This is a genomic window from Halomonas ramblicola, from assembly GCF_030409215.1.
GTDB classification, from domain to species: domain Bacteria; phylum Pseudomonadota; class Gammaproteobacteria; order Pseudomonadales; family Halomonadaceae; genus Halomonas; species Halomonas ramblicola.
Genome location: NZ_JAUFPL010000027.1, coordinates 103251 through 124742 on the forward strand (window position 1 = coordinate 103251; position 21492 = coordinate 124742).

20 protein-coding genes are annotated in these 21492 nt (G+C 71.1%); 7 read left to right on the forward strand and 13 right to left on the reverse strand.

Annotated features, from left to right (window positions below; all coding sequences use genetic code 11):
* The first annotated feature begins 35 nt into the window (after positions 1-35).
* Both QWY80_RS10660 and ligD read left to right on the forward strand, forming a co-directional pair.
* Positions 36-749: a DUF3565 domain-containing protein gene (locus QWY80_RS10660; RefSeq protein ID WP_435389345.1), complete on the forward strand. Its 714-nt coding sequence runs from the start codon at positions 36-38 to the stop codon at positions 747-749.
* A complete protein-coding gene (gene ligD / locus QWY80_RS10665) occupies positions 739-1668 on the forward strand; it encodes a non-homologous end-joining DNA ligase (protein ID WP_290231215.1) in 930 nt (309 codons plus the stop codon). The genes QWY80_RS10660 and ligD overlap by 11 nt, the downstream gene beginning before the upstream one ends.
* A gap of 14 nt (positions 1669-1682) precedes the next feature.
* Here ligD and QWY80_RS10670 read toward each other — a convergent pair whose 3' ends face one another.
* Positions 1683-1862 (reverse strand): PLDc N-terminal domain-containing protein, encoded by a 180-nt coding sequence (locus QWY80_RS10670; RefSeq protein ID WP_290231217.1) that lies wholly within the window; start codon positions 1860-1862, stop codon positions 1683-1685.
* 504 nt (positions 1863-2366) lie between these two features.
* On the opposite strand from QWY80_RS10670, the gene QWY80_RS10675 reads away from it, so the two are divergent.
* The gene (locus QWY80_RS10675; protein ID WP_290231219.1) at positions 2367-3008 is read left to right on the forward strand and encodes a DUF1326 domain-containing protein; all 642 of its coding nucleotides are present in this window, start codon (positions 2367-2369) and stop codon (positions 3006-3008) included.
* 30 nt (positions 3009-3038) lie between these two features.
* Here QWY80_RS10675 and QWY80_RS10680 read toward each other — a convergent pair whose 3' ends face one another.
* Positions 3039-3704: a cupin domain-containing protein gene (locus tag QWY80_RS10680; RefSeq protein WP_290231221.1), complete on the reverse strand. Its 666-nt coding sequence runs from the start codon at positions 3702-3704 to the stop codon at positions 3039-3041.
* Between the two features lie 99 nt (positions 3705-3803).
* Here QWY80_RS10680 and QWY80_RS10685 point away from each other — a divergent pair, with 99 nt between their 5' ends.
* Positions 3804-5618, forward strand: coding sequence for a monovalent cation:proton antiporter-2 (CPA2) family protein (locus QWY80_RS10685; RefSeq protein WP_290231224.1), 1815 nt, complete (start codon positions 3804-3806; stop codon positions 5616-5618).
* Here QWY80_RS10685 and QWY80_RS10690 read toward each other — a convergent pair.
* From QWY80_RS10690 to QWY80_RS10735, 10 genes are all read right to left on the reverse strand, one after another.
* Complete coding sequence (locus tag QWY80_RS10690; RefSeq protein ID WP_290231225.1) at positions 5615-7930, reverse strand: ATP-dependent DNA helicase; 2316 nt, start codon at positions 7928-7930, stop codon at positions 5615-5617. The genes QWY80_RS10685 and QWY80_RS10690 overlap by 4 nt on opposite strands.
* The gene (locus tag QWY80_RS10695; RefSeq protein ID WP_290231227.1) at positions 7927-9624 is read right to left on the reverse strand and encodes a VRR-NUC domain-containing protein; all 1698 of its coding nucleotides are present in this window, start codon (positions 9622-9624) and stop codon (positions 7927-7929) included. Before QWY80_RS10695 ends, QWY80_RS10690 begins: the two co-directional genes overlap by 4 nt.
* A gap of 188 nt (positions 9625-9812) precedes the next feature.
* Entirely contained in the window at positions 9813-10907 is a 1095-nt protein-coding gene (locus QWY80_RS10700) for an NAD(P)H-dependent flavin oxidoreductase (protein ID WP_290231230.1), read from the reverse strand.
* Between the two features lie 79 nt (positions 10908-10986).
* Positions 10987-11511, reverse strand: coding sequence for a retropepsin-like aspartic protease family protein (locus QWY80_RS10705; RefSeq protein ID WP_290231399.1), 525 nt, complete (start codon positions 11509-11511; stop codon positions 10987-10989).
* 116 nt (positions 11512-11627) lie between these two features.
* The gene (locus QWY80_RS10710; RefSeq protein ID WP_290231232.1) at positions 11628-12986 is read right to left on the reverse strand and encodes an MFS transporter; all 1359 of its coding nucleotides are present in this window, start codon (positions 12984-12986) and stop codon (positions 11628-11630) included.
* A gap of 80 nt (positions 12987-13066) precedes the next feature.
* Positions 13067-15100, reverse strand: a complete 2034-nt coding sequence (locus QWY80_RS10715) for a CocE/NonD family hydrolase (RefSeq protein WP_290231234.1) — start codon at positions 15098-15100, stop codon at positions 13067-13069.
* Positions 15101-15149: 49 nt separating this feature from the next.
* Positions 15150-16454: an ATP-grasp domain-containing protein gene (locus QWY80_RS10720; protein WP_290231236.1), complete on the reverse strand. Its 1305-nt coding sequence runs from the start codon at positions 16452-16454 to the stop codon at positions 15150-15152.
* A gap of 73 nt (positions 16455-16527) precedes the next feature.
* Positions 16528-17712 (reverse strand): toxic anion resistance protein, encoded by a 1185-nt coding sequence (locus QWY80_RS10725; RefSeq protein WP_290231238.1) that lies wholly within the window; start codon positions 17710-17712, stop codon positions 16528-16530.
* Between the two features lie 45 nt (positions 17713-17757).
* The gene (locus QWY80_RS10730) at positions 17758-18702 is read right to left on the reverse strand and encodes a cobyrinic acid a,c-diamide synthase (protein WP_290231240.1); all 945 of its coding nucleotides are present in this window, start codon (positions 18700-18702) and stop codon (positions 17758-17760) included.
* 45 nt (positions 18703-18747) lie between these two features.
* Positions 18748-18924: a hypothetical protein gene (locus QWY80_RS10735; RefSeq protein WP_290231242.1), complete on the reverse strand. Its 177-nt coding sequence runs from the start codon at positions 18922-18924 to the stop codon at positions 18748-18750.
* A 149-nt stretch (positions 18925-19073) separates the two neighbouring features.
* On the opposite strand from QWY80_RS10735, the gene QWY80_RS10740 reads away from it, so the two are divergent.
* From QWY80_RS10740 to QWY80_RS10750, 3 genes are all read left to right on the forward strand, one after another.
* Positions 19074-20066 (forward strand): LLM class flavin-dependent oxidoreductase, encoded by a 993-nt coding sequence (locus tag QWY80_RS10740; RefSeq protein WP_290231244.1) that lies wholly within the window; start codon positions 19074-19076, stop codon positions 20064-20066.
* A gap of 144 nt (positions 20067-20210) precedes the next feature.
* Positions 20211-20612, forward strand: coding sequence for a hypothetical protein (locus tag QWY80_RS10745; protein WP_290231246.1), 402 nt, complete (start codon positions 20211-20213; stop codon positions 20610-20612).
* Between the two features lie 100 nt (positions 20613-20712).
* A complete protein-coding gene (locus tag QWY80_RS10750; RefSeq protein WP_290231248.1) occupies positions 20713-20961 on the forward strand; it encodes a YMGG-like glycine zipper-containing protein in 249 nt (82 codons plus the stop codon).
* 75 nt (positions 20962-21036) lie between these two features.
* On the opposite strand, the gene QWY80_RS10755 is transcribed toward QWY80_RS10750, so the two are convergent.
* Positions 21037-21492 carry an aminoacyl-tRNA deacylase gene (locus QWY80_RS10755; RefSeq protein WP_290231250.1) on the reverse strand — a complete coding sequence of 152 codons (456 nt, stop codon included), beginning with the start codon at positions 21490-21492 and terminating at the stop codon, positions 21037-21039.

Consider the following 21492-nt stretch of genomic DNA (forward strand, 5'->3'; position numbering starts at 1 on the left):
CCACTACAAGGCGCCGCCGGACGGGAAGTGAGCGGATGCGGCGGCCCATCGTCGGCTACCACCGCGATGCGGAGGGGCACTGGGTGGCCGAGCTGGCCTGCGGCCACAACCAGCACGTGCGTCACCAGCCGCCCTGGGTGGAGCGTCCCTGGGTGACCAGCGAGGCGGGACGCCGCTCGCGGCTCGGCCTGCGGCTCGACTGCGTGAAATGCGACCGCGGCGAGCCGCCCGACGGGCCGATCTTCGTCATCCAGCTGCACGATGCCTCCAGCCAACACTACGACTTCCGCCTCGAGGTCGACGGCGTGCTGAAGTCCTGGGCGGTTCCCAAGGGCCCCTCCACCGACCCGCGGGTCAAGCGCCTGGCCATCCCCACCGAGGACCACTCGCTGGCCTATGCCGACTTCGAGGGCGTGATCCCCGCAGGCGAGTACGGCGCCGGCACCGTGCTGATCTGGGACCGGGGCCACTACCGTAACCTGAAGGGAGGCGAGGATCCGCCCTCGGTCGCCGGGCAACTCGCCGACGGCCACGCCACCGTCTGGCTGGAGGGCGAGAAGCTGCGCGGCGGCTATGCGTTGATCCGCACGCGGCTCGAGCAGGGCAAGGACTGGCTGCTGGTGAAGATCGACGACGAGGCGGCGGATGCCCGGCGCAATCCGACCTCCACCGAGCCCGAGTCCGTCCAGTCGGGGCGCACCCTGGAGCAGATCGCGGCCGAGGAGGGCCAGGACGGAAATGGACATTGACGGCCATCGCATCGAGACCGCGAACCGCGACAAGCCGTTCTTCCCCGAGGCCGGCCTGACCAAGGGGGACCTGATCGACTACTACGCCCGGGTCGGCCCCACCATGCTGCCGCACCTCGCGCGCCATGCGGTGAGCCTGCAGCGCTTCCCCGATGGGCTGGGCGGCGAGGGATTCTACCAGAAGGACGCCGCGGACCACTTCCCCGACTGGCTCGAGACGGTGCGCTTCCCCAAACGCGAGGGCGGCAGCTTCATGGCGCCTCTCCTCACCGGCCGCGCGGCCCTGGTCTACCTGGCGGACCAGGCCATGATCACGCCCCACCTCTACCTCTCACCGGCCGATGACCTGGAACACCCCGACCGGATGATCTTCGACCTGGACCCGCCGGAGGACACCGAGGCCTACGCCATCGTGCGACGTGCCGCGCTGGACCTGCGCGCCCTGATGGCGGAGCTGTCGTTGACGGCCTGGGTGCAGACGACGGGCTCCCGGGGCTTCCATGTGGTGGTGCCGCTGGACGGGAGCCTGGATTTCGACACGGTCAGACGCTTCGCCCAGGATGCGGCCCGGCTGCTGGTCCGTCGCCACGAGGAGTGCTACACCCTGGCCCAGCGCAAGAAGAAGCGGCGCGGGCGGGTCTTCCTCGATGTGCTGCGCAACAGCTACGGGGCCACCGCGGTGGCCCCCTATGCCGTACGCGCCCGGCCTGGCGCCCCGGTCGCCACGCCCCTGTCATGGTCGGAAATCGAGCGCGGGGCGGGCCCGCGCGACTGGACGATGCGCAACCTGTTTCGCCGACTCGGCCAGAAGGCGGACCCCTGGGCGAACATGCCCGGGCACGCTCATGCGCTGGACGCGCATCGTGACGCGCTCGTGGCCCTGCTGGACCGCGAGGCCCCCGCCGATGAGGAAGGATGACGCCTGAGGAATCGCTACCCCTTGGGACCGAACAGGAACCAGACGATCAGGCCCAGCAGCGGGAAGAACAGCAGCACCAGGATCCAGATCAGCTTGGCCAGCCCACCGGCCGAACTCTTGGCCACCTTGACGATGGCCCAGATGATGATGATCAGCCAGATCAGGCCCAGCAGGCCGGTCACTTCGATACCCATGTGCATGCTCCTTTGCAGTTGGATGGGATCCGCCCAGCTTGAATAGCATAACTTCAGAGGCCGACACAAACGCCCCCGCTGCCGAGCCGGTCGCACCAGCGCGATCGGCGGCGATGCCCGATGGCCATTCCGCGCTCAGGGCAGACCTGCCGATCCCCCCGCGCCGTCTGCCGGCTTGTCCCCATGGCCGGGGACGGAAGGGACGGACAATGAAACGTGCATCGGTACTGGCCGGGCGCGATCCGAGTGTTACGCTTGAAGAGACAGGGAACGCATCCGGGGATCCATCACCACCCCGAGGGGCCCTTCTGCCGAGCGGAATGGACCGGTCGTGGTCGATGCGCTCCTCCCCCAACAGATCGCCGAGTCGAGGTTGGCGACAGGGACGCCGGCCACGGCGGAGCCCCATGCCAACGGGCGGTTGCGAGCCAGCGGCATGGCTCCAGGATCCACCCGCGACGCCTTCGTCGCATTGCCGAGCCGTCCAACGGCGAGGAGGACGAGATGTCACCCGTCGACTGGAAGATCGAAGCGACCGACTTCACGACCTGCAACTGCGATTTCAGCTGCCCCTGCCAATTCAATGCCCCGCCGACCCACGGCGATTGCCGGGCCGCGGTCGGGATGCGTATCGAGCACGGCCACTTCGGCGACACCGCCCTCGATGGCGCGGTGTTCGTCGGCCTGCTCGCCTGGCCGGGCGCGATTCACGAAGGCCGGGGGCAGGCGCAGCTGATCCTGGACGAGCGCACGACGGATGCCCAGCGCCAGGCGCTGACGGCGCTCTTCAAGGGCGAGGAAACCGAGCCCGGCGCGACCATCTTCAATGTGTTCAGCAACGTGATCGACACCTACTTCGAGCCCCTCGTGAGCCCCATCGAGTTCGAGGCGGACGTGGAGGCACGAACCGGCCGTATCGCCATTCCCGGCGTCGTCGAGGGCACCGGTGAACCGATCCGCAATCCCGTGACCGACGAGCCCCACCGGGCCCGGGTCACCTTGCCGGAGGGCTTCGAATACCACGAGGCCGAGTATGGCAGCAGCTCGGTCAAGACCCACGAGGCCCGCATCCCGCTCGAATGGACCGCGGGTCATGCCCATTTCGCCCGCATCACCTGGACGCCGCAGGGCGTCGTGCATGCCTGAGAGATCACACCCAGCGGGCCAGCTCGGCGCTCAGCCGGGCGGCAGGTGCCCCATCTTGACGTAGACTAGGGCCCCGTCCGCCCCGGGGGAGGGCGTATGGCGGCCCCCGGGCGGCAGACGCAGCCAGCTGCCGGCCGGGTAGTCGCCCTCTTCGTCGTGAAAGCCCCCCTCCAGCACCAGCAACTCCGCACCGCCCCGGTAGTCCCGGGGGGCGAGCCGCGCCTTCGGCGCCCAGCGCTCCAGCGCCACCCGTTCGTCTTGGAAGTCGTGCAGGGGCATGACCTCGATGCCGCTCTTCCCGCCCGGCCGCCAATCCTGCGCCCGGGTATCGACGACCTTGCGCTCGGTGTCGTCCGGCGAGAACTGGTGCAACTTGACGAAGAGGGTCGCCCCCTCGGCCCCGACCCGCGGCGCATGGGCGGTGCCGATGGGATTGCGCAGGTAGCTGCCCGCCGGATAGCGGCCGTGCTCGTCGGCGAACTCGCCGTCCAGCACCAGGATCTCCTCGCCGCCCCCATGCTCATGGCGAGGAAAGTCGCTGTTCGGTGCATAGCGGACCAGCGAGGTGGCACGGGCCACTTCCTCGCCGATGCGATCCAGCATCATCCGCTCCACCCCGGGCGTGGGCGACGCCACCCAGCGGTAGGCGTCGGGGGTCACCACCGCCCGTCGGGAAAAATCGGCATTGAGTCGCATGGTGCTCTCCTCCCGGTGTTGGCCCGCCACTTGCTTGTGAATGGCAGGCCCTCGCTCGGTAGAATGGGGGCTTCCCTCGCCATCCGCAAGGAGTCCTCCTTGGCCACCGACCTGCTCGTCAATGCCCTTATCTTCCTCGCCGCCGCGGTGCTGATCGTGCCGGTGTTCAAGCGCCTGGGGCTCGGCGAGGTGCTTGGCTATCTGGCCGCCGGGGTGGTGATCGGCCCTGCCCTGCTGGGCCTGGTGCCCGACGCCGAGGGGGTGCTGCAGTTCTCCCAGGTGGGCATCGTCTTCCTGCTGTTCGTCATCGGCCTGGAGCTCAAGCCGGCACGCCTGAAGGTGATGCGCCAGGCGGTGTTCGGCTTCGGCAGCCTGCAGGTGGCGATCACCACCGCCCTGCTCGCCCTGGCCGCCTGGTGGCTGGGCCTGGCGCCTGCCGCGGCCCTGGTGGTGGGCTTCAGCCTGGGGCTGTGTTCCACGCCGCTGGTGCTGCACCTGCTGGGCGAGCGCCGGGAGCTGGCCAGTCGCCACGGCCGCCACGCCTTCGCCCTGCTGCTGTTCCAGGACCTGGCGGCGATCCCGGTGCTGGCGGCGATCCCCATCATCGCCGCCGACGCCCTGATGGCCGACGGTGCCGCCCCGCTGCTGGGGGAGGTGCTGCTGGCCGCCGGCGCCTTCGCCGCGCTGATCGTCGGCGGCCGCTACCTGCTGCGCCCGCTGTTCCACTACGCCGCCGCCACCCGCAGCCGCGAGGTGTTCGCCGCCACCACCCTGCTGGTGGTGATCGGCGCGGCCCTGCTGATGGAGCTGGCCGGGCTCTCCATGGCGCTGGGCGCCTTCAGCGCCGGGGTGCTGCTGGCCGACTCCGAGTACCGCCACAGCATCGAGGCCGACATCGAGCCCTTCCGCGGTCTGCTGCTGGGGCTGTTCTTCATGGCGGTGGGGATGATGGCCGAGATCGGCCTGCTCGCCGAGCGGCCGCTCGGCGTGCTCGGCCTGACCCTGGGCCTGGTGCTGCTCAAGGGGCTCTCCCTGGCGCTCGCCACCCGGCTCTACGGCGGCTCCTGGAAGGGAAGCGCCCGCCTCGCCGTGCTGCTCTCCCAGGGCGGTGAGTTCGGCTTCGTGCTGCTCGCCGCGGCGGCCGGTACCGCCCTGCTCGACCAGACCCTAGTCGACCTGCTGATCCTGGTGGTCTCGCTCTCCATGGCCACCACCCCATTGCTCTATCGCCTGCTGACGGCGGCGCTGCGGTACCGGGAGCGCCGCCCCGCCACCCGCGGCTACGACCGCCCGGACGACGAATCGCCGCGCATCCTGATCGCCGGCTTCGGCCGTTTCGGGCAGATCATGGGGCGTGCCCTGCAGGGACTGAAGATCCCCTACACGGTGCTCGACATCAACGCCGACCAAGTGGCGTTCGTGCGCCGCTACGGCAACAAGGTGCACTACGGCGACGCCTCGCGCCTCGACCTGCTGGAGGCGGCCGGCGCCGACCGCGCCCGGGTGCTGGTGGTGGCGGTGGGCGACCCCGAGGCCTCGATGCGCATCGTCGAACGGGTCAAGCGCCGCTTCCCCCACCTGACGATCTACGCCCGGGCGCGCAACCGCTATCACGCCCACCTGCTGATGCGTGCCGGGGTCACCCAGATCGTCCGCGAGCTGCTGCCCGCCAGCCTGGAACTGACCCGCGACGCCCTGGTCGGCCTGGGCATCCCCCGCGACCATGCCCAGCACACCATCGACACCTTCCGCGAACACGACGAGCGCGCCCTGCTGCGCCAGCTGGAGGTGTTCGGCAACGAGAAGAAGCTGATCCAGACCATCCAGGAGGCGGCCCGGGAGCTGGAGTCGCTCTACGAGGAGGACGAGGAGATCACCACCCGAGTCGAGGAGATTCCCGATCCGCGGCGCTAGAGCCGCCACCAGCCGGGCAGCCGGTCGCGCACCTCGCGGCGGGCGAAGCGGTCGTCCAGCAGCACCACCACGCCGCGATCGGCCGGGCCGCGGATCACCCTCCCCGCGGCCTGCACCACCTTGATCAGCCCGGGCACCCGGTAGGCGTAGTCGTCGCCGCGGCCGAAGCGCGCCTGGAGTCGCGCCCTGAGCGCCTCGTTGAAGGGATCGGCCGGCGGCAGGCCCAGGGTGGCGACGAAGGCGCCGATCAGCCGCTCGCCGGGCAGGTCGATGCCCTCGGCGAAGGCGCCGCCCAGCACGGCGAAACCGATGCCCCGTCCCTGCGGGGTGAAGCGCGCCAGGAAGGCATCGCGCTCCTCCTCGGCCATGCCACGATGCTGGGCCCAGGCAGGAATCCCGGGGTGCGCCGCGACGAAGTGCGCGAACGCCGCCTCCAGGTAGGCGAAGCTGCTGAAGAAGGCCAGGTAGTGGCCGGGCCGGCGGCGGTACTGGTCGGCGATCTCGGCGACGATGGGCGCCAGCGACGCCTCGCGGTCGCGCAGCCGGGTGGACACGTCGGCGCGGATGCGCACCGCCAGCTGTTCGGCGGCGAAGGGCGACGCCACCGCCTGCCAGACGCTGTCGCCCGGCAGCCCCAGCAGGTCGCGGTGGTAGTGGGCCGGGCTCAGGGTCGCCGAGAACAGCACCGCGCCGTGGGCCGCCTGGAAGCGCGGGGCCAGGAAGTCCGCGGGAATCAGGTTGCGTATGCCGAGCCGGGCGCGTCCCCGTCCCTCGCGGCCGAGGTCGCACAGCGAGTGGTCGCCGAAGCGCTCGGCCAGCCGGGTGAAGGCCAGGGCCTCGAAGAGCAGCTCCTGCCACTCCGGGCCGGCCCCCTCGGGATGCTCGCCGAGGTGATCGGTGATGGCCGAGGCCAGGCCCTGCAGGGCGCCGACCAGGCCCTCGGGCAGGCCGTCCAGCAGCCGGTAGGCGGGACGCCCCGGCGCGCCGGACTCGGCGAGGCCGGCGTCCTTGACCAGCGCCTGCCAGCGCCGGGCGAGCCGCCCCAGCGGCCCCTTCAGGGCCGCCGGCGCCGTGCGCCTGAGTCGGCCCAGGCGCCGCTGGTCCAGCTCGGCGCTGTACATGCCGCGGGCCCGGCCCACCAGGTTGTGGGCCTCGTCCACCAGCAGCCCCACCCGCCAGTCGTTCTCCCAGGCCAGGCCGTGCAGCAGGGCGTGGTCGTCGAACCAGTGGTTGACGTCGCCGACCACGACGTCGCACCAGCGTGCCAGCTCCTGGCCCAGGTAGTAGGGACAGACGCCGTGGTCGCGGGCCAGTTCGCGCAGCGCCGCGCGGTCCAGCCAGCCACGCGCCACCGCCGCCCGGCGCGCCGCCGGCAGGCGGTCGTAGAAGCCGGCGGCCAGCGGGCAGGCCTCGCCGTGGCAGGCCCGGCCGGGATACTCGCAGGCCTTCTCCCGGGCGGTGAGTTCCAGCACCCGCAGCGGCAGCCGCTGCTCGCGTTCCTTCTCGCCCCCGGGCGCGGTGCCCAGGGCGTCCAGCGCCGCCAGGGCCAGGGCCCGCCCCGGGGTCTTCATGGTCAGGAAGGCCAGGCGGTCGAGGCCCTGGCGCGGCATGGCGGCGAGCATGGGGAAGAGGGTGCCCAGGGTCTTGCCGATGCCGGTGGGCGCCTGGGCAAGCAGGCAGCGCCCCGTGGCCGCCGCCTTGTAGGCGCCCTCGGCCAGTTCGCGCTGGCCGGGGCGGAACTCGGCGTGGGGAAAGGTCAGCCCCCGCAGGGCGGCATCGCGGGTCGCGCGGTGGGCCGCCTCCCGCTCGGCCCAGGCGCGGTAGCGCCGGCACAGCCCGGCCAGGAAATCGTGCAGCTCGTCGGCGCCGGCCCGCTCGGTGAGCACCGTCTCGCGGCCGCTGCCCACCTCCAGGTAGACCAGCGCCAGCTCGACCTCGGCGAGGCCGCGCTCGGCGCAGAGCAGCGCCCCATAGGCGCGGAGCTGGGCCCAGTGCAGGGCGCGCTGGTTGTCGGCCATGCGCGAGAGGTCGCCGCGGTGGGTCTTGATCTCCTCCAGGCGGTGGGTCGTCGGGTCGTAGCCGTCGGCGCGCCCGGACACCGCCAGCCCCTCGACGCGGCCGGCGAGCGGCAGCTCGGTCAGGTAGCCCGCGCCGCGGCGGCGCGCCACCTCGGCGTGCCCCGCCATGCCCTCGCGGGCCGAGGGCGCCGGGGTGAAACGATGGTCGAGATCGCCCGCGCGGGCGGTGAAGTCACACAGGGTGCGCACCGCCACCCGCAGGCGCGGGGCCGCCACCTTCGCCGCCCTGCTCATGCCGGCGCGTCCCGCCAGCGCACCCGGCACACCGCCGCGGGCATGCCCCGGGCGCGGAAGAAGGCCAGCCAGCGGCGCTGGTTGTCCTGCAGACGGTCGCCGGGACCCTTGACCTCGATCCAGCGGTAGCGCGGCTCGCCCGCCGGGGCATGGGGATGGAACTGGATCAGGTCGGGCAACCCGGCCCGGTTGGCGCGCAGATCCCCCAGCAGCCGCTCGAAGCAGGCTCGCAGGTGGGCCGGCGGCAGGCAGGCCAGGGCGAGCTCCAGCAGGGCCTCGTCCAGAGCCTCCCAGTGCACGAAGGGCGAGGCGATACCGTGCTTCTCCCGCCAGGTGGCAAGGATCGCCTCACCATGGCGGCCGTCGTCGAGCCTCGCCAGGCAGGCCTCGAAGCGTGCCCGGCGGCGGGCCACGAAGTCCTCGCGATAGAGGTCGGCGGGGGCGGCCTGGAAGGGGTGGAAGAAGGCCCCGGGCAGGGGCGCGAACAGCGCCTCCCAGCACAGCAGCCCGAACAGGCCGCCGACCAGGGCATTCTCCACGTAGTGCACCGGGGCCGCGTCGCGGTGCAGGTGATCGCGCACCGCCAGCTCCACGCCGGCGGTGCGCGGCAGGACCAGGTCCAGCCACTCCGGCTCGGCGACGGGCGGTGACGCCACAGCGGGCAGGCCCAGGCGACGCCGCAGGCGGGGCAGCAGCCGGGCCAGTGCCTGGGCCTCCGCCTCGTCGGCGGGCGAGCGCGCCAGCGGCTCGGCCAGCACCAGGGCCTGGCGATACCGCCCCTGGCGCTCCCACAAGCGCAGCTGGCGGATGCGCGCCTCCGTGCTGCCGGTGGCCGCCGGCCAGCCCGCCGCGGCGTAGCAGTCGCGCGCCAGGGTCGCCTCGCCCTCCCGCTCCGCCTGGCGGCCCAGGACCACCCGCAGGCGCTGGGCGCGGGTCCGCAACCAGGGGTTGGCGGCCGGCATCGCGGGCCACTCCGCGGCGAGCGTGGCGGCCGGCTCGCCGGTGTCGAGCCGTTCGCGCAGGCGGTGCAGGGCCAGGTAGGTCTCCAGTTCCTCGCGGTGCCGGAAGGCGCGGGAATCGGCGTCGAGGGGCACGCGCTCGAAGCGCTGCAGGCCCAGCTCGGTGAGCACGAACTCGGCCCAGTCCTGGCGCAGGTTGCCGAAGAACAGCAGGCGCAGGCGGTCGCAGCCCTCCATCACGGTGAGCCGCACCACCCGGTCCGGGGCCTCGGGCCACCAGGCGGCGAGCGGCCGGGGTGCGAGATCCCGCGTGGCCAGCGCCTCATGCAGCGCCGCCTTGCCCAGCGAGGCCGGCAAGCCCGCCGCGGCGATCTCGTCGGCCAGCGCCCGGCGCAGTTCCGCCAGGCGCAGTTGGGCGAAGAGGGTCGCGAGGTCCAGCGCCGGGGCGTCCTCCACCAGCCCGGCCGCCACCAGGGGCGCCAGGGCCGAGTCGGTATCGCCGATCTCGGCGTAGGCGAGCCGCGCGGTGCGGAAGTGCTCGCCCTTGCGCATCACCATGCGTACCAGCAGTGCCTGGGCGGCCCGGGGCAGCGTGGCGAAGGTGACGAGAAAGCCGTGCTCCTCCGCGTTCAGCAGGTCGCCGTGACGCTCGGCGACCCAACCCAGCACGAAACGGAAGTTCGCCAGGTAGTAGAAGGGATCCGCCAGGGAGGCGGTGGGCGAGGCACTGGTCATATATCCATGATATCAGCCTCAACAGGCTGACTCACCGTTTCTCGGAGCTGATCCGGCGACAGGCCTGCGAGGAGGCGCTGTGAACCCCTCCATGGGCGCTACCGACGCCCTGCTGCGCTCTCGCGTCCCGCTCCGCTTGCAGGTCCGGTGCTGGCCATCCATGGCCAGCCCGTTCGGAGCAGTGCCCCTCACCCCTGGCGTAGGACCTCCTCTTCGGCCTGTCCCCGGCGCCCCTCGTCATATCCAGCCAGGCCCCGAGCCAGCGCGGCGATCACCTCGGCGGCGGGCACCTCGCGGCAGCCGCTGGCATTCTGGCCGGCCCACAGCGGCGAGAAGTCGCCGCTGCCGGCGTCCTCGGCGGCGGCGCGCAGCGGGGCGATGGCCGCGGTGGCCAGGGGAAAGGCCGGGGCCGCCTCGCCCATCGGCCCCAGTTCGCTCATCAGCCGGGTGACGATGCCCCGGGCCGGGCGACCGGTGTAGAGGTTGGTCAGCGCCGTATGGCGGGCCGCCTCCGACTGCAGGGCACGGCGATGGATGGCCGAGATGCGCGCCTCGGGGCAGCACAGCAGGGCGGTGCCCACCTGGACGGCATCGGCGCCCAGCGCCAGGGCCGCGGCCACGCCGCGGGCATCGCCGATGCCGCCGGCGGCGATCACCGGCACGCCGACCACCGCCTTCACCTGCGGCACCAGAGCCAGGGTGCCCAGTTGGGTGGTGAGGTCGTCGGTGAGGAAGAGGCCGCGATGACCGCCCGCCTCGAGGCCCTGGGCGATCACCGCATCGGCGCCGTGGGCCTCGAGCCAGCAGGCCTCCGCCACCGTGGTGGCCGAGGCCAGCACCCGGGCGCCCCAGGCCTTGACCCGTGCCACCAGCTCGGGCGCCGGCAGGCCGAAGTGGAAGCTCACCACCTCGGGGTGGAAGGGTTCGAGGGCGTCGCAGGCCTCATGATCGAAGGGCCGGCGCCCCGGGCCTGCCGGCACGGCGTCGATGTCCAGGCCGAACTCGGCGTAGAAGGGCGCAAGCGCGGCGCGCCAGCGTGCCTCCGCCGCAGGGTCGGGCGCGGGGGGCGCGTGGCAGAAGAAGTTGACGTTGAGCGGCGCCGAGGTGGCGGCGCGGATGGCGGCGAGTTCCTCGGCCATGGCCTGCGGGGTGAGCATGGCGCAGGGCAGCGCGCCCAGGCCGCCGGCGCGGGCCACGGCGATGGCCAGTTCGCTGCCCTGGGCGCCGGCCATGGGCGCCTGCAGGATGGGCCGGGCGATGCCCAGGCATTCGTGAAGCCGCATGCTGCCACTCCTCTGGCGATGGATCGCCCCAGCCTGCCGCGGCGGCGGGCCGCCCGCAAGGCGACCAAGGCCGCAGGGATCACTCGGCGCCGGCCGGCTCGAGGATCATGCGCGCGTCGCGGATGCGGATGTCGAAGCGGTCGAGGAAGCTCATGCCCATCAGCGCCGTGTCGCCCTCCAGGCCGGGGCTGATGGAGCCCTGGACGTCGTGGGCGGCATAGCCGCCCAGGCTCACCTCGTCGAGGGTGGTGAGCTCCCCGCGCACCCGGCCGTTGGCGGTGTTGAACCAGGCGCCGCCGGTGGATTCCAGCCCCAGCCGCTCGGCCATGGACGCCGGGACCGCCACATAGGTCGCCCCGGTGTCCACCAGGAACTCCACCGGCTCGCCGTTGATCCGCCCGGTGGCCAGGAAGTGACCTGAACGGCTGCGCTCCAGCACCAGGGGCTCGCCGTCGCCGACGGCGTTGACCAGGTGTGCATTGGGATTGCGCTGGCGCTCCACATAGCCATGGAACCACCAGGTCCCGGCGGCGATGAACAGCATCCAGAACAGCAGCATCATGCCGAGCCCGGTGCGCCTCACCGCCTTGTTCTCGTCGCGCATCATGCTCCCCTCGCGAATGCCCTCGGTCCTTGGACCCGACGACGCTGGGCGGATTCCCCGACCCTGCCCCAACGGCGCACACGGCACGCGATCGCCGCCCATGGCCGCGGCCCGACTCACCGCCCGCCGTTGCGCGCCTCCCAGGCCTCGGCGGCTTGCTGGCCGCGGGCCTGGTTCACCGCCAGGCAGACCAGGATGGCAACGATGAACAGCACCGCGCAGAGCAGGATCGAGGCCTGCAGGCCCACCACCGTCTGCAGCAGCCCCAGGGCGATGATGCCGAAGACCCCGGCCAGCTTGTTGGCCAGGCCCCAGAAGCCGAAGAACTCGGCGGCCTTGCGGGTCGGCGAGAAGAGCCCCACCAGGGCGCGGCTGGCGGACTGGCTGGAGCCCAGCGACAGCCCGGCCAGGCAGCCCACCACCAGGAAGAGGTGCTGGGCCTCCCAGGCGAGGCCGAGGCGCGCGTTGAGGAAGGCGGTGACCTCGGGGGTGGCCCAGATCGCCAGGATCGCCGCCACCCAGAGGCACAGGGTGAACAGGTAGGTGACCCGGGTGCCGATGCGGTCCTGGATGAAGCCGAAGCCCAGCGCACCGGCCGCCGCGGTGATCTGCACGATGATGAACATCAGGTTGCGGATCGACGCGTCCCAGCCGATCACCTGGGCGCCGTAGATGAAGGCGAAGGCGATGATGATGTAGACCCCGGCCATGGAGAACAGCAGCGACACCAGGAAGGTGGCCAGGTCGCGGAAATGGCGCAGCTCGTGCAGGGTGGTGGCGACACGCTCCCAGGCAATGCGCCGGTAGGATTCGCCGGGCGGCTGGGGCGTGCCACGCTCGCGGACCCACAGGAAGGTGGGAATCGCCGCGACCAGGAAGAAGCCGGCGGCGAAGGGCCCCACCCAGCGGATGCGCTCGAAGTTCTCGGCGGTGGCCTCGCCCAGCACCACCAGGGTGAAGCCCGCGGCGAAGAGCCCGCCCACGTAGCCCAGCGCCCAGCCGAAGCCGGAGATCTTGCCCAGGTCCTGCGGAGGGCCCAGGTCGGGCAGGAAGGCGGCGATGAAGGACTCGCCCATGGAGTAGGCGTAGTTGGAGACCACGATCAGCGCGAGCCCCAGCAGCACGTAGCCGGGCGCCACGAAGTAGAGCATGGCGGTGGCCGCTACCGTGGCCAGGTAGCTGGCGAACAGGAAGCGCTTCTTCTCGGCCCGGTAGTCCATCACCGCCCCGCACAGGGGCCCGGTGACCACCACCAGCAGATAGCTCACCGCCAGCGCCAGGCTCCACAGGAAGTTGGCCAGCCGATGGTCGTCACCGCGGTCGCCGACGATCACGGTGGTGAAGAGCTCACCGAACACCACGGTGATGATCAGCAGGGTGTAGGCCTGGTTGGCGAAGTCGAACATCGCCCAGCCGAAGATCTCGCGGCGCGAGGCGCGGGCCCTGGGCGGCGACAGAGTACCGGTCGAGCTCATCGGGACGTCCCTGTGGATGGCGGGCCTTCACCATAGCAGCCCGCCTCGTCGCCGAGAATCATCGCCCACCGCAGGCGTCGCTATACCAGGTCGCGGGGGATCGTCTCGTCCCAGGTCCGCGCATAGATGCGGGTGTCGCCCTCCCAGGCGTCCAGGGTGGCGCGGATGCGGAAGTTCTCCGGGTCGCTGGTCAGCAGGGTACGGGTCAGGGTGTGCACCTCCCAGTCGCCGCGCTTGAAGCTGCGCCGCCACTCGGTCCAGCCGCTGACGCTGTCGTAGTTGCCGTAGGAATAGCCGTAGCGCTCGGTCACCCGGGCGGCGATCTCCAGGTCGATGTCGTCGATACGGTAGCGCCCCTCGTCATGGATCACCTCCAGGGTCGTCTCGTCGTTGGCCAGGTCGCGGATCACCCGCCAGGTCTCCTGGGTCGGCTGCAGCAGCGTCTTGGCCAGGGGGGACGCCCCCTCGGGCTCGCCGAAGGCGCGGAGTGCCGCCTCCTCATGGGGCCGTGGATCGCGCAGCGGCAGCAGCAGGCGACTCTCGGCCGGCCATACCGTCAAGCGCACGGGCCTGGGAGAGGGCCAGGCCAGCGGCCAGTAGCTCGTGGAGAGCGCCAGGCGGATGGCGTGGCCGGCGGGGAACTGCTGGGCGATATGCTTGAGCGGGATGCGTACCCGATAACGCCGCCCCGCCTCCAGAGGCTCGGGATGCTCGTCGCTGTCGCGGTGGGTGAGGTTGAGCAGCCCGTAGGAGACCCGGGTGGCCTTGTCGTCCTCGCCGATGTCGGAAAGGCGCAGCGCCAGCATGGCCACCGGCTGGTCGGCGACCAACGTGAGCTCGACCAGCGGTGCCCCGCAGATCTCCAGGGGCATCTCGAGACGCGCGGTCTGGAAGATCAACGAGCCGCCGTCCTCGTCGCGCTGGTCGTGGGGCAGGTCCGGCGGCGCATTGTAGGAGCACCACTTGCCGGCGTAGAGCCCCACCGAGAGCGGCGAGCGAATATCCAGGGTCGCCTCCGGGTCTTCCGGGTCCGAGGCCTCTTCCGGCACCAGGCCATGCCCCGCGGTGAGCCGAAAGGAGACCGGCAGGATGTTGGTCGAGGGCCAGTCGGGTTCGGCGACCCAGCGTCCCGGGCGCTCCTCGTAGCGGGCCGAGGGAGGCACCGACTCCTGCATCCACAGGCGCAGCATGGGCTCGTCCATGATCCCGGTTTCCTCGCCCTTGAGCCACTGGTCCCACCAGCGCAGCGCCTCCTGCAGGAAGCCGATGGCCGGCCCCGGCACCCCCAGGTGGGGGTACTTGTGGGCCCAGGGGCCCACCAGCCCCTTGCGCGGCACCTCGAGCCCCTCCAGCAGCCGGAATACCGCATTGCAGTAGCCGTCGGCCCAGCCGCTGACGGCATAGACGGGGCACTGGATGCGCGAGTAGTCCTCGCACACCGAGCCGTGTTTCCAGTAGGCATCGCGGCGCTGGTGCTCGAGCCACTTGGCCAGCCACAGGCCGCTGCCGTCCAGGCGCTCGAGCCACATCTCGCGCCAGCGCTCCCCCACCAGCTCGGGATCCGGCGGACAGGCGTTGCCGTCGAACATGGTCGAGGCCCAGGAGAGGTTGTCGGCCAGCAGACAGCCCCCCATGTGGTGGATGTCATCGGCATAGCGGTCATCGGTGAAGCACAGCGTGATCACCGCCTTGAGCTGGGGCGGGCGCAGGGCGGCGATCTGCAGGCCGTTGAAGCCGCCCCAGGAGATGCCCACCATGCCCACCTCGCCGGTGCACCAGGGCTGGGCCTCCAGCCATTCGAGGATGGCCAGGCCGTCGTCGAGCTCCTGGGGCAGGTACTCGTCGGTGAGCACCCCGTCGGACTCTCCGGTGCCGCGGATGTCGACCCGCACCCCGGCATAGCCGTGGCCGGCCCAGTAGGGGTGCATCTGGACGTCGCGCGCGGCGGTGAGGTCGCGCTTGCGATAGGGCAGGTACTCGAGGATCGCCGGCACCGGATGGCGCTCGGCATCCACCGGGCGCCAGATGCGTGCCGCGAGGCGGGTGCCATCCGCCAGGGGGATCCAGATCTCCTCCTCCTGCACCCGCCGGGGAAATTCGTTGACGATGCGCATGGTCCTGCTCTCCTCGTCCCTTGTGGCCCTTGCTCGGCCCCGGATCTCCTCAGCCCTGGATGTCGTCGAACTCGAACACCAGGCGCGCCGCCAGCTGCTCGTAGTCGGCGAGTAACTGCTCGGCCGATGACGCGCCCAGATAGACATGCGCCAGCGCAAAACTGTAGGCGTCCTGCTCGGGCAAGGAGGAGAGCCGCTGCCCTTCCTCGACCTGTACGGCGATCTGGCAACCGGGGAAGTCGGCCTCGAGCGTGGCGACCTCCTCCGGCGTGGGCACCCGGGTCACCAGGGCATCGACGAAGAACACCCGCAGGAAGAACTTGGCCGCCATGGGGAACTCGCCCTCGCGATGGGGCATGTCGGGGCGCTGCCCCAGGCCCAGGTCGATGGTGACCTGCTGATTGCTGACGCCATCGACCTTCTCGAAGAGGTCGCAATGGGACTGGGAGATGCGGGTGTTGATCTCCAGCAGCCAGATGCGCCCCTGCACCTCGTCCCAGAAGTACTCGACATTGAAGGCGGCGTTGTCATAGCCGATATGGGTCATGATGCGGTCGGTCAGCTCGACCATGGTGGCCTGGATATCCTCGGGCAGGCCCGAGGGGTAGCGGTAGTGGAAGAAGCTCAGCACCTGGGGATAGCGCAGCGAATCGACGATCCCGTAGCTGACTACCTCGCCCTCGAAGACGTAGCCCTCCACCGTGCACTGCCAGCCGCCGATGATCTCCTCGGCCATGCAGAAGTGGCCGTCCACGGCGGCGACCTCCGGCGGCAGGCGGGCATGCTCGAGTACCGTGTTGAAGGGGTCGGCGATCAGGCCGATCTGCTCGCGCAGCTGCTCGATGGCCTGGTAGAAGTCTTCCGGGGTGTCGATGCGAAACCCCAGCCGCGACCCGGACGACTTTATGGGCTTGACGAAGAAAGGGAAGTAGAGTCCCGCCTCGCCGATGCGGGTCATCGCCTCGTCATCGAAGGGATCGAAAGCGGTGAACGCCGGGATATGATCGGGGATCACCTCGCGCTGCACGCGGCGACTCCAGTACTTGTGCTCGCATTTGAGCAGGCTCGTAAGCGAGGTGCTGCGAGTGCCGAAGCGCTCGCAGAGGATCGGCAGCATGGTCGAGACGGGAAAGTCCATGTAGCCGACGATGGCATCGATGGGCTCGTCGAAGGCCTCGAGTTGCGCCGTGGCCTCCGCCAGCATGGCGGCGATGTCGAACTCCTCGGTGTCGTAGACCGCCTCCGGGGCGATCACCCCATGGAAACGGCATCCCCGCGCCCCGTGCAGCGTCTCGAGTCGCTGCCGATTGAAGTCGTTGAGCCCCACCACGAAGATGTTCTTGACCTTGCCCATAGCTCTCTCCCCCTGTCGCGCGCCGAACCCGGCGCCTTCGAGCAGCATAGTCCAGTGCGCTAGCGATGCAGGGTCAGCCGCGCCGGTCGCGCCCGGCGGCGGCCTCTCCCTCGCTGCCGCGCTGCAGGCGGTCGATGGCCTGACCGCCCCGGCCGGCCAGGGCCGCCAGCCGATCGATCTGGTCATCCAGCCGTGGCAGGGCCTCGCGGCGATAGCGGGACAGGTCGTCGATCGCCGCCATCACCTCGCCGAAGGCCTGTTCCAGGGCCTGCATGTCGAGCATCGCCGACGACGCACGCTGATGGATGTCCACGCCCTGCTGGCGCAGCGCCCGGGCGGCTCCGCCGATCATCTCCGAGGTGGTGGCGTCGAGCGCCTCGACGCGATCCAATACCAGTCGCTGGTTGGCGATGGCCAGAGCCACGGTTACCGCCACGGTCAATGCCGAGACGGTGACGTTGATGGCGCGGTCGACACCACGCATCAGCTCGCGGTTGTTGCGGATGATCACCTCCAGCGCCAATACACCCTGCTGGCTCACCGCCAGCTGCTGCTGCAGGTCGACGATGCGCTGGCGCAGCGGAAACAGCAGCTCCTCCTCGAGAAAGCGCCGCTGGGGGTCTTGCTCATCGCGGCGAGCGATGGCGGCCTGCAGACGCTCGTCGATCAGCCGCCCCAGGGCGACCTGACGCTCCAGCTGGCCGAGGCTCTCGCGCAGGGACTGCTGATCGTCGCCCAGGGTGAGGTTGTCGCGATGCAGCATGTCGTACCCCCCTTCCAGGTCGGCGATGATCGCATCCAGCGCCTGCTGGGCCGTCTCGAACTTGCGGAAGTAGCGCTGCAGGCGACTGCCGGCGCCCGGGATCCGGGCCAGCACCCGATCCAGCGGGCCCGGCGACAGGCGGTGTCGGGACGGGTCCAGCTCCTGCATCCGGCCGCGCAGGTCGACCAGGGCCCTGGCCACGGGGCCGCCTTCATCCCCGTGGTGGGCCAGCTGGCGCAGCGGGTTCTGCAGCATGGCGCTCTGGTGGGCGGCCTGCTGCTGCAGCGCCAACCCCAGCTCATCGATGGCGCGTCGCTGGTGCGCCCGGGCGTCCGCATCGCCGCCGGCGACCAGCTCGTCGACGAAGGCATCGGCCTGGGCCGCCAGCGACGGGTCGTCTGCGCCGCCGTCCGACGCGCTCCCGCCCAACTGGCGAGCGATCTCCTCCACCGGGGGCAGCGACAGGCGGGGGCCGCATTCGGGTTGCTGGGACATGGGCACCTCTCGAAGGATCGGGTCTGGGCGAGTGAAGGGCCGACCTCAGGGCTTGCCACGCCCGTAGCGATCGGCACCTGAGACGAAGCGGCGCAGCTCCTCCAGCGCCCGCTCGGAGGTGACCGAGGCCTGGGGGCGGCCGGTCTCGATGCGCGCCAGGGACACGGCCGTGTCGTCGAGGACGGTCAACGCCGACTCGTTGCGCGCGGCCAGCTCGCGCAGCCGGCGCTCGGTCTCCTCGAGCAGTTCCAGCCGCCGCACCAGGGCGGCACGCTCCTCCGCCCCCAGCTGCCGACCCTCGCGACTCAGGCGACGCCGCACGAAGTCACCGTCCACGTTCGCCACCCCGCGGGCCTGAGAGGCCATGGCATCGAGGGAATCCACCACCCCGCGACAGACCTCGACCACCAGCCCGCGGGCGCGGGCGAAGGCCAGCTCGCCGCTGTCGAAGCGGCTCCCCAGCACGTCCAGCACATGGCGGTAACGACTGTAGACGCGGTCGGCCTGGACCGCCAGGTCGGGGCGCCGCGCGTCGATCAACCCCTGCTTGGCCCGGCAGAGGGCCAGCACCAGGTCGTCGGCATCCGCCGGTGGCCGTGCCGGGTCGAGCACCGCCAGCTCGGCCTCGTGGGCGTCGCGCTGCTGCTGCGCGCGGCATCGAGCGGCCTCGGCCGCCAGCCCCGCCTGCCGGCGCTTCTCGCGCCGCCGAGCGAGCCAACCGCGCAGGCGACGCTCCAGCGGCAGCGCCACCGGAATCGCCACCAGCCCCGCGAGCCAGCCCGCCAGGGTCGGCCCGAAGCCGCCCCACAGCGAGGTCAGCCACAGCAGCAGGCTGATGAAGGGCACCACCAGGGCATAACGCAGGATGACCTGCAGGCGGCCGGGCGGCTCGGCCGGCACGGCCAGGCGCGGATTGGCCAGCCCCACCAGCAGCCACGGCAGGCAGGTCAGGAAGAGGCCATAGGAGAATCCCTGCAGAAATCCCAGCATGGGCCGACCATCCTTTATCCGTCAAAACAAATGCATTGCAGGCTGCTAGAGCAGCAGGCTGAGGACCAGGGCCGCGCCGCCCACCAGCAGGGCGATGATCACCGCGGCGTCGACCAGGCGGTCGAGCCAGCGGTCGAAGCGCAGGCCCAGCGGGGCACGGGGTGCCCGACGACGGGTGGCCCCGCGGCGACGCGGGCCGCGGGCCGAGTTGAGGAAGGACATGGCGGAAGTCCGCTTTCACCACTTTCCCTGAGCTTACGACCTGGGCGGTGGCGAGGCCAGCGGTCGCGTCATCCCTGGGGATTGCATTCCGCCCCGGTCGCCCCGATGCTGTGAATATTCAGCAGGCTAACGACTTTCCCGGAGCGTCCATGTCCCGTCTCGCCGACACGTCCCTCTCCGTCCTCGACCTGGCCCCCATCCGCGAGGGCGGTAGCGCCGCCGACAGCTTCCGCGAGAGCGTCGAACTGGCCCGGCTCACCGAACGGCTGGGCTTCACCCGCTTCTGGCTGGCCGAGCACCACGGCATCGAGGGCATCGCCAGCGCCGCCACCGCCGTGCTGATCGGCCACGTGGCCGGCGCCACGCAGCGCATCCGGGTCGGCAGCGGCGGCATCATGCTGCCCAACCACCCCCCGCTGGTGATCGCCGAGCAGTTCGGCACCCTGGAGGCGCTCCATCCGGGGCGCATCGACCTGGGCCTGGGCCGCGCCCCGGGCTCCGACGGCGCCACCATGGCCGCCCTGCGCCGCGATCCCTACGCCGGGGTCGACGACTTCCCCCAGCGCCTCGAGGAACTGCAGGGCTTCCTCGGCGAGCCGCGCCCCGGCCAGCGGGTACGGGCGGTGCCGGGCCAGGGCTCGCGGGTGCCGATCTGGCTGCTGGGTTCCAGCGGCTACAGCGCCCAGCTCGCCGCGCGGCTGGGCCTGCCCTTCGCCTTCGCCGCCCAGTTCGCCCCCGGCTACCTGCACGAGGCGCTGCGGCTCTATCGTGACAACTTCCGGCCCTCGGAGATCCTGGAGCGCCCCCATGCCATGGTCGGCCTGCCGGTGATCGCCGCCGAGAGCGATGCCCTGGCCGACTACCTGGCCACGACGAGCCGCCAGAAGTTCCTGGGCATGATCCGCGGCAGGCGCACCTGCGCCAAGCCACCGGTGGAACACCTCGAGATGACGCCCATGGAAGAGGTCCAGCTGCAGCAGTTCCTCGGCGAGGCGATCGTCGGCGGTCCCGACACCGTGCGCGAGGGGCTCGAACGCTTCCTGGAACGCACCGGCGCCGACGAGCTGATGCTCAACACCGACGTCTACGCCCTGGAGGACCGCCTGGCCAGCTACGAAATCGTCGCCGAGGTGTGGCGATGAGCGACGCGAGCCGGCTGGTGGGTGACGGCCTGGCGCTGTGGCGTCTGGTCGCAGCCTGACCCATCATCGGAACGAAGCGCCCCACCCGCTTTCCAAGGAGCAGTCCTTCACCCGGCGCCGGCCGCCGCCCGACAGGAGAGATCGATGCCCGATTCCCGAGGCCCCCACCAGGATCCCCGCCACAACGCCGCCTGGCAGGCCGCGCGGCAGTGGCAGCAGCGCGCCCGCCAGCCGCAGGGCGGTGGCCTGCTCGGCAGCTTGAAGATGCTGCTCGCCTGGCTACTGTTCGGCACCCTGATGATCGTCGCCCTGGTGTTCGGCCTGGTCTTCCTGTTGCTCGGCTGGGCGCTGATGCCGCTGCTGCGCTACCGGCTGAAGAAGCGCATGGAGCAGATGCGCGCCGACCAGGCCCAGGACGTGGGCGGCGGCTACCACCACCGCGAGCCCCCCTCCCCCGGCGGCACGGGCCGCGACCAGCGGGTGCTGGAGGGGGACTACGAGATCAAGCCGGACGATCCAGCGCGCGGTCGCGACGGAGACTCCTGAGGGAGAGAGTAAGAAAACACCGTTTTGCAACTTCCGTCCGGGCCGGTTATGCTCCGTGGGGCAACTTCGAACAGGGACCTCTTCGATGAACGGAAGCAACATGCGAACACTGTCTATCGGCCTGCTGGCCGGCCTGCTGACCCTGGGACTCACCGGCTGTGGCACCACCACCGGAGAACGCGCGCTGAGTGGTGCCGGCCTGGGAGCGGCCGTCGGCGGCGGCGCCGCGGCCATGACCGGTGGCAGCATCTCCCGGGGAGCGGTGATCGGCGGGGGCCTGGGCGCCGCCGCCGGGGCGGCCACCGACCGGGACGACATCGACCTGGGCCGGCGTCGTTACCGCTACTGACCCCCGCCTCCCCACCGACGATGCCGGGCCCGATTGGGCCTGGCATCGTCGTTTCCGGCAATCCACTAGCCTGCCTTACATCGCCACTTCCACCGGTTTCACGAGCCGGTCGAACACACTGTAGGCGAGCTGCATGACCTCGCGATGGCTGCCGGCATTGAAGGAGATGAGGTCGGCCTCGGCCAGGTGCGGCGAGACGAAGACCTCCAGCTCGAAGAGGTTGCCGAAGGGCGGCATCGCGCCGGGCTCGCAACCGGGGAAACGATCCTGGAAGTCCGCCTCCTGGGCCAGCTCGACGGACTGGGCACCCACGGAATGGGCCAGCCGCTGGGGGTCGACGCGATCGGTGGCCGGCAGGACCGTCAGGGCGAGACGACCATCGATCTCGACCATGACGCACTTGGCGAAATGCCGGCCGGGCACGTGGGCCGCCTCGGCAACCTCCTGGGCGGTATAGGCCGGAGAGTGCTGCTGTATGACGTATTTCACGCCGTTATCATCGAGAAAGCGTGTGACGCGTTCCATGGACAT

Coding starts and splice junctions, on each gene's coding strand:
- QWY80_RS10660 (WP_435389345.1), top strand. CDS start 36: ATGCGGCGGCCCATCGTCGGCTACCACCGCGATGCGGAGGGGCACTGG.
- ligD (WP_290231215.1), top strand. CDS start 739: ATGGACATTGACGGCCATCGCATCGAGACCGCGAACCGCGACAAGCCG.
- QWY80_RS10670 (WP_290231217.1), bottom strand. CDS start 1,862: ATGGGTATCGAAGTGACCGGCCTGCTGGGCCTGATCTGGCTGATCATC.
- QWY80_RS10675 (WP_290231219.1), top strand. CDS start 2,367: ATGTCACCCGTCGACTGGAAGATCGAAGCGACCGACTTCACGACCTGC.
- QWY80_RS10680 (WP_290231221.1), bottom strand. CDS start 3,704: ATGCGACTCAATGCCGATTTTTCCCGACGGGCGGTGGTGACCCCCGAC.
- QWY80_RS10690 (WP_290231225.1), bottom strand. CDS start 7,930: ATGAGCAGGGCGGCGAAGGTGGCGGCCCCGCGCCTGCGGGTGGCGGTG.
- QWY80_RS10695 (WP_290231227.1), bottom strand. CDS start 9,624: ATGACCAGTGCCTCGCCCACCGCCTCCCTGGCGGATCCCTTCTACTAC.
- QWY80_RS10700 (WP_290231230.1), bottom strand. CDS start 10,907: ATGCGGCTTCACGAATGCCTGGGCATCGCCCGGCCCATCCTGCAGGCG.
- QWY80_RS10705 (WP_290231399.1), bottom strand. CDS start 11,511: ATGCGCGACGAGAACAAGGCGGTGAGGCGCACCGGGCTCGGCATGATG.
- QWY80_RS10710 (WP_290231232.1), bottom strand. CDS start 12,986: ATGAGCTCGACCGGTACTCTGTCGCCGCCCAGGGCCCGCGCCTCGCGC.
- QWY80_RS10715 (WP_290231234.1), bottom strand. CDS start 15,100: ATGCGCATCGTCAACGAATTTCCCCGGCGGGTGCAGGAGGAGGAGATC.
- QWY80_RS10720 (WP_290231236.1), bottom strand. CDS start 16,454: ATGGGCAAGGTCAAGAACATCTTCGTGGTGGGGCTCAACGACTTCAAT.
- QWY80_RS10725 (WP_290231238.1), bottom strand. CDS start 17,712: ATGTCCCAGCAACCCGAATGCGGCCCCCGCCTGTCGCTGCCCCCGGTG.
- QWY80_RS10730 (WP_290231240.1), bottom strand. CDS start 18,702: ATGCTGGGATTTCTGCAGGGATTCTCCTATGGCCTCTTCCTGACCTGC.
- QWY80_RS10735 (WP_290231242.1), bottom strand. CDS start 18,924: ATGTCCTTCCTCAACTCGGCCCGCGGCCCGCGTCGCCGCGGGGCCACC.
- QWY80_RS10740 (WP_290231244.1), top strand. CDS start 19,074: ATGTCCCGTCTCGCCGACACGTCCCTCTCCGTCCTCGACCTGGCCCCC.
- QWY80_RS10745 (WP_290231246.1), top strand. CDS start 20,211: ATGCCCGATTCCCGAGGCCCCCACCAGGATCCCCGCCACAACGCCGCC.
- QWY80_RS10750 (WP_290231248.1), top strand. CDS start 20,713: ATGCGAACACTGTCTATCGGCCTGCTGGCCGGCCTGCTGACCCTGGGA.
- QWY80_RS10755 (WP_290231250.1), bottom strand. CDS start 21,492: ATGTCCATGGAACGCGTCACACGCTTTCTCGATGATAACGGCGTGAAA.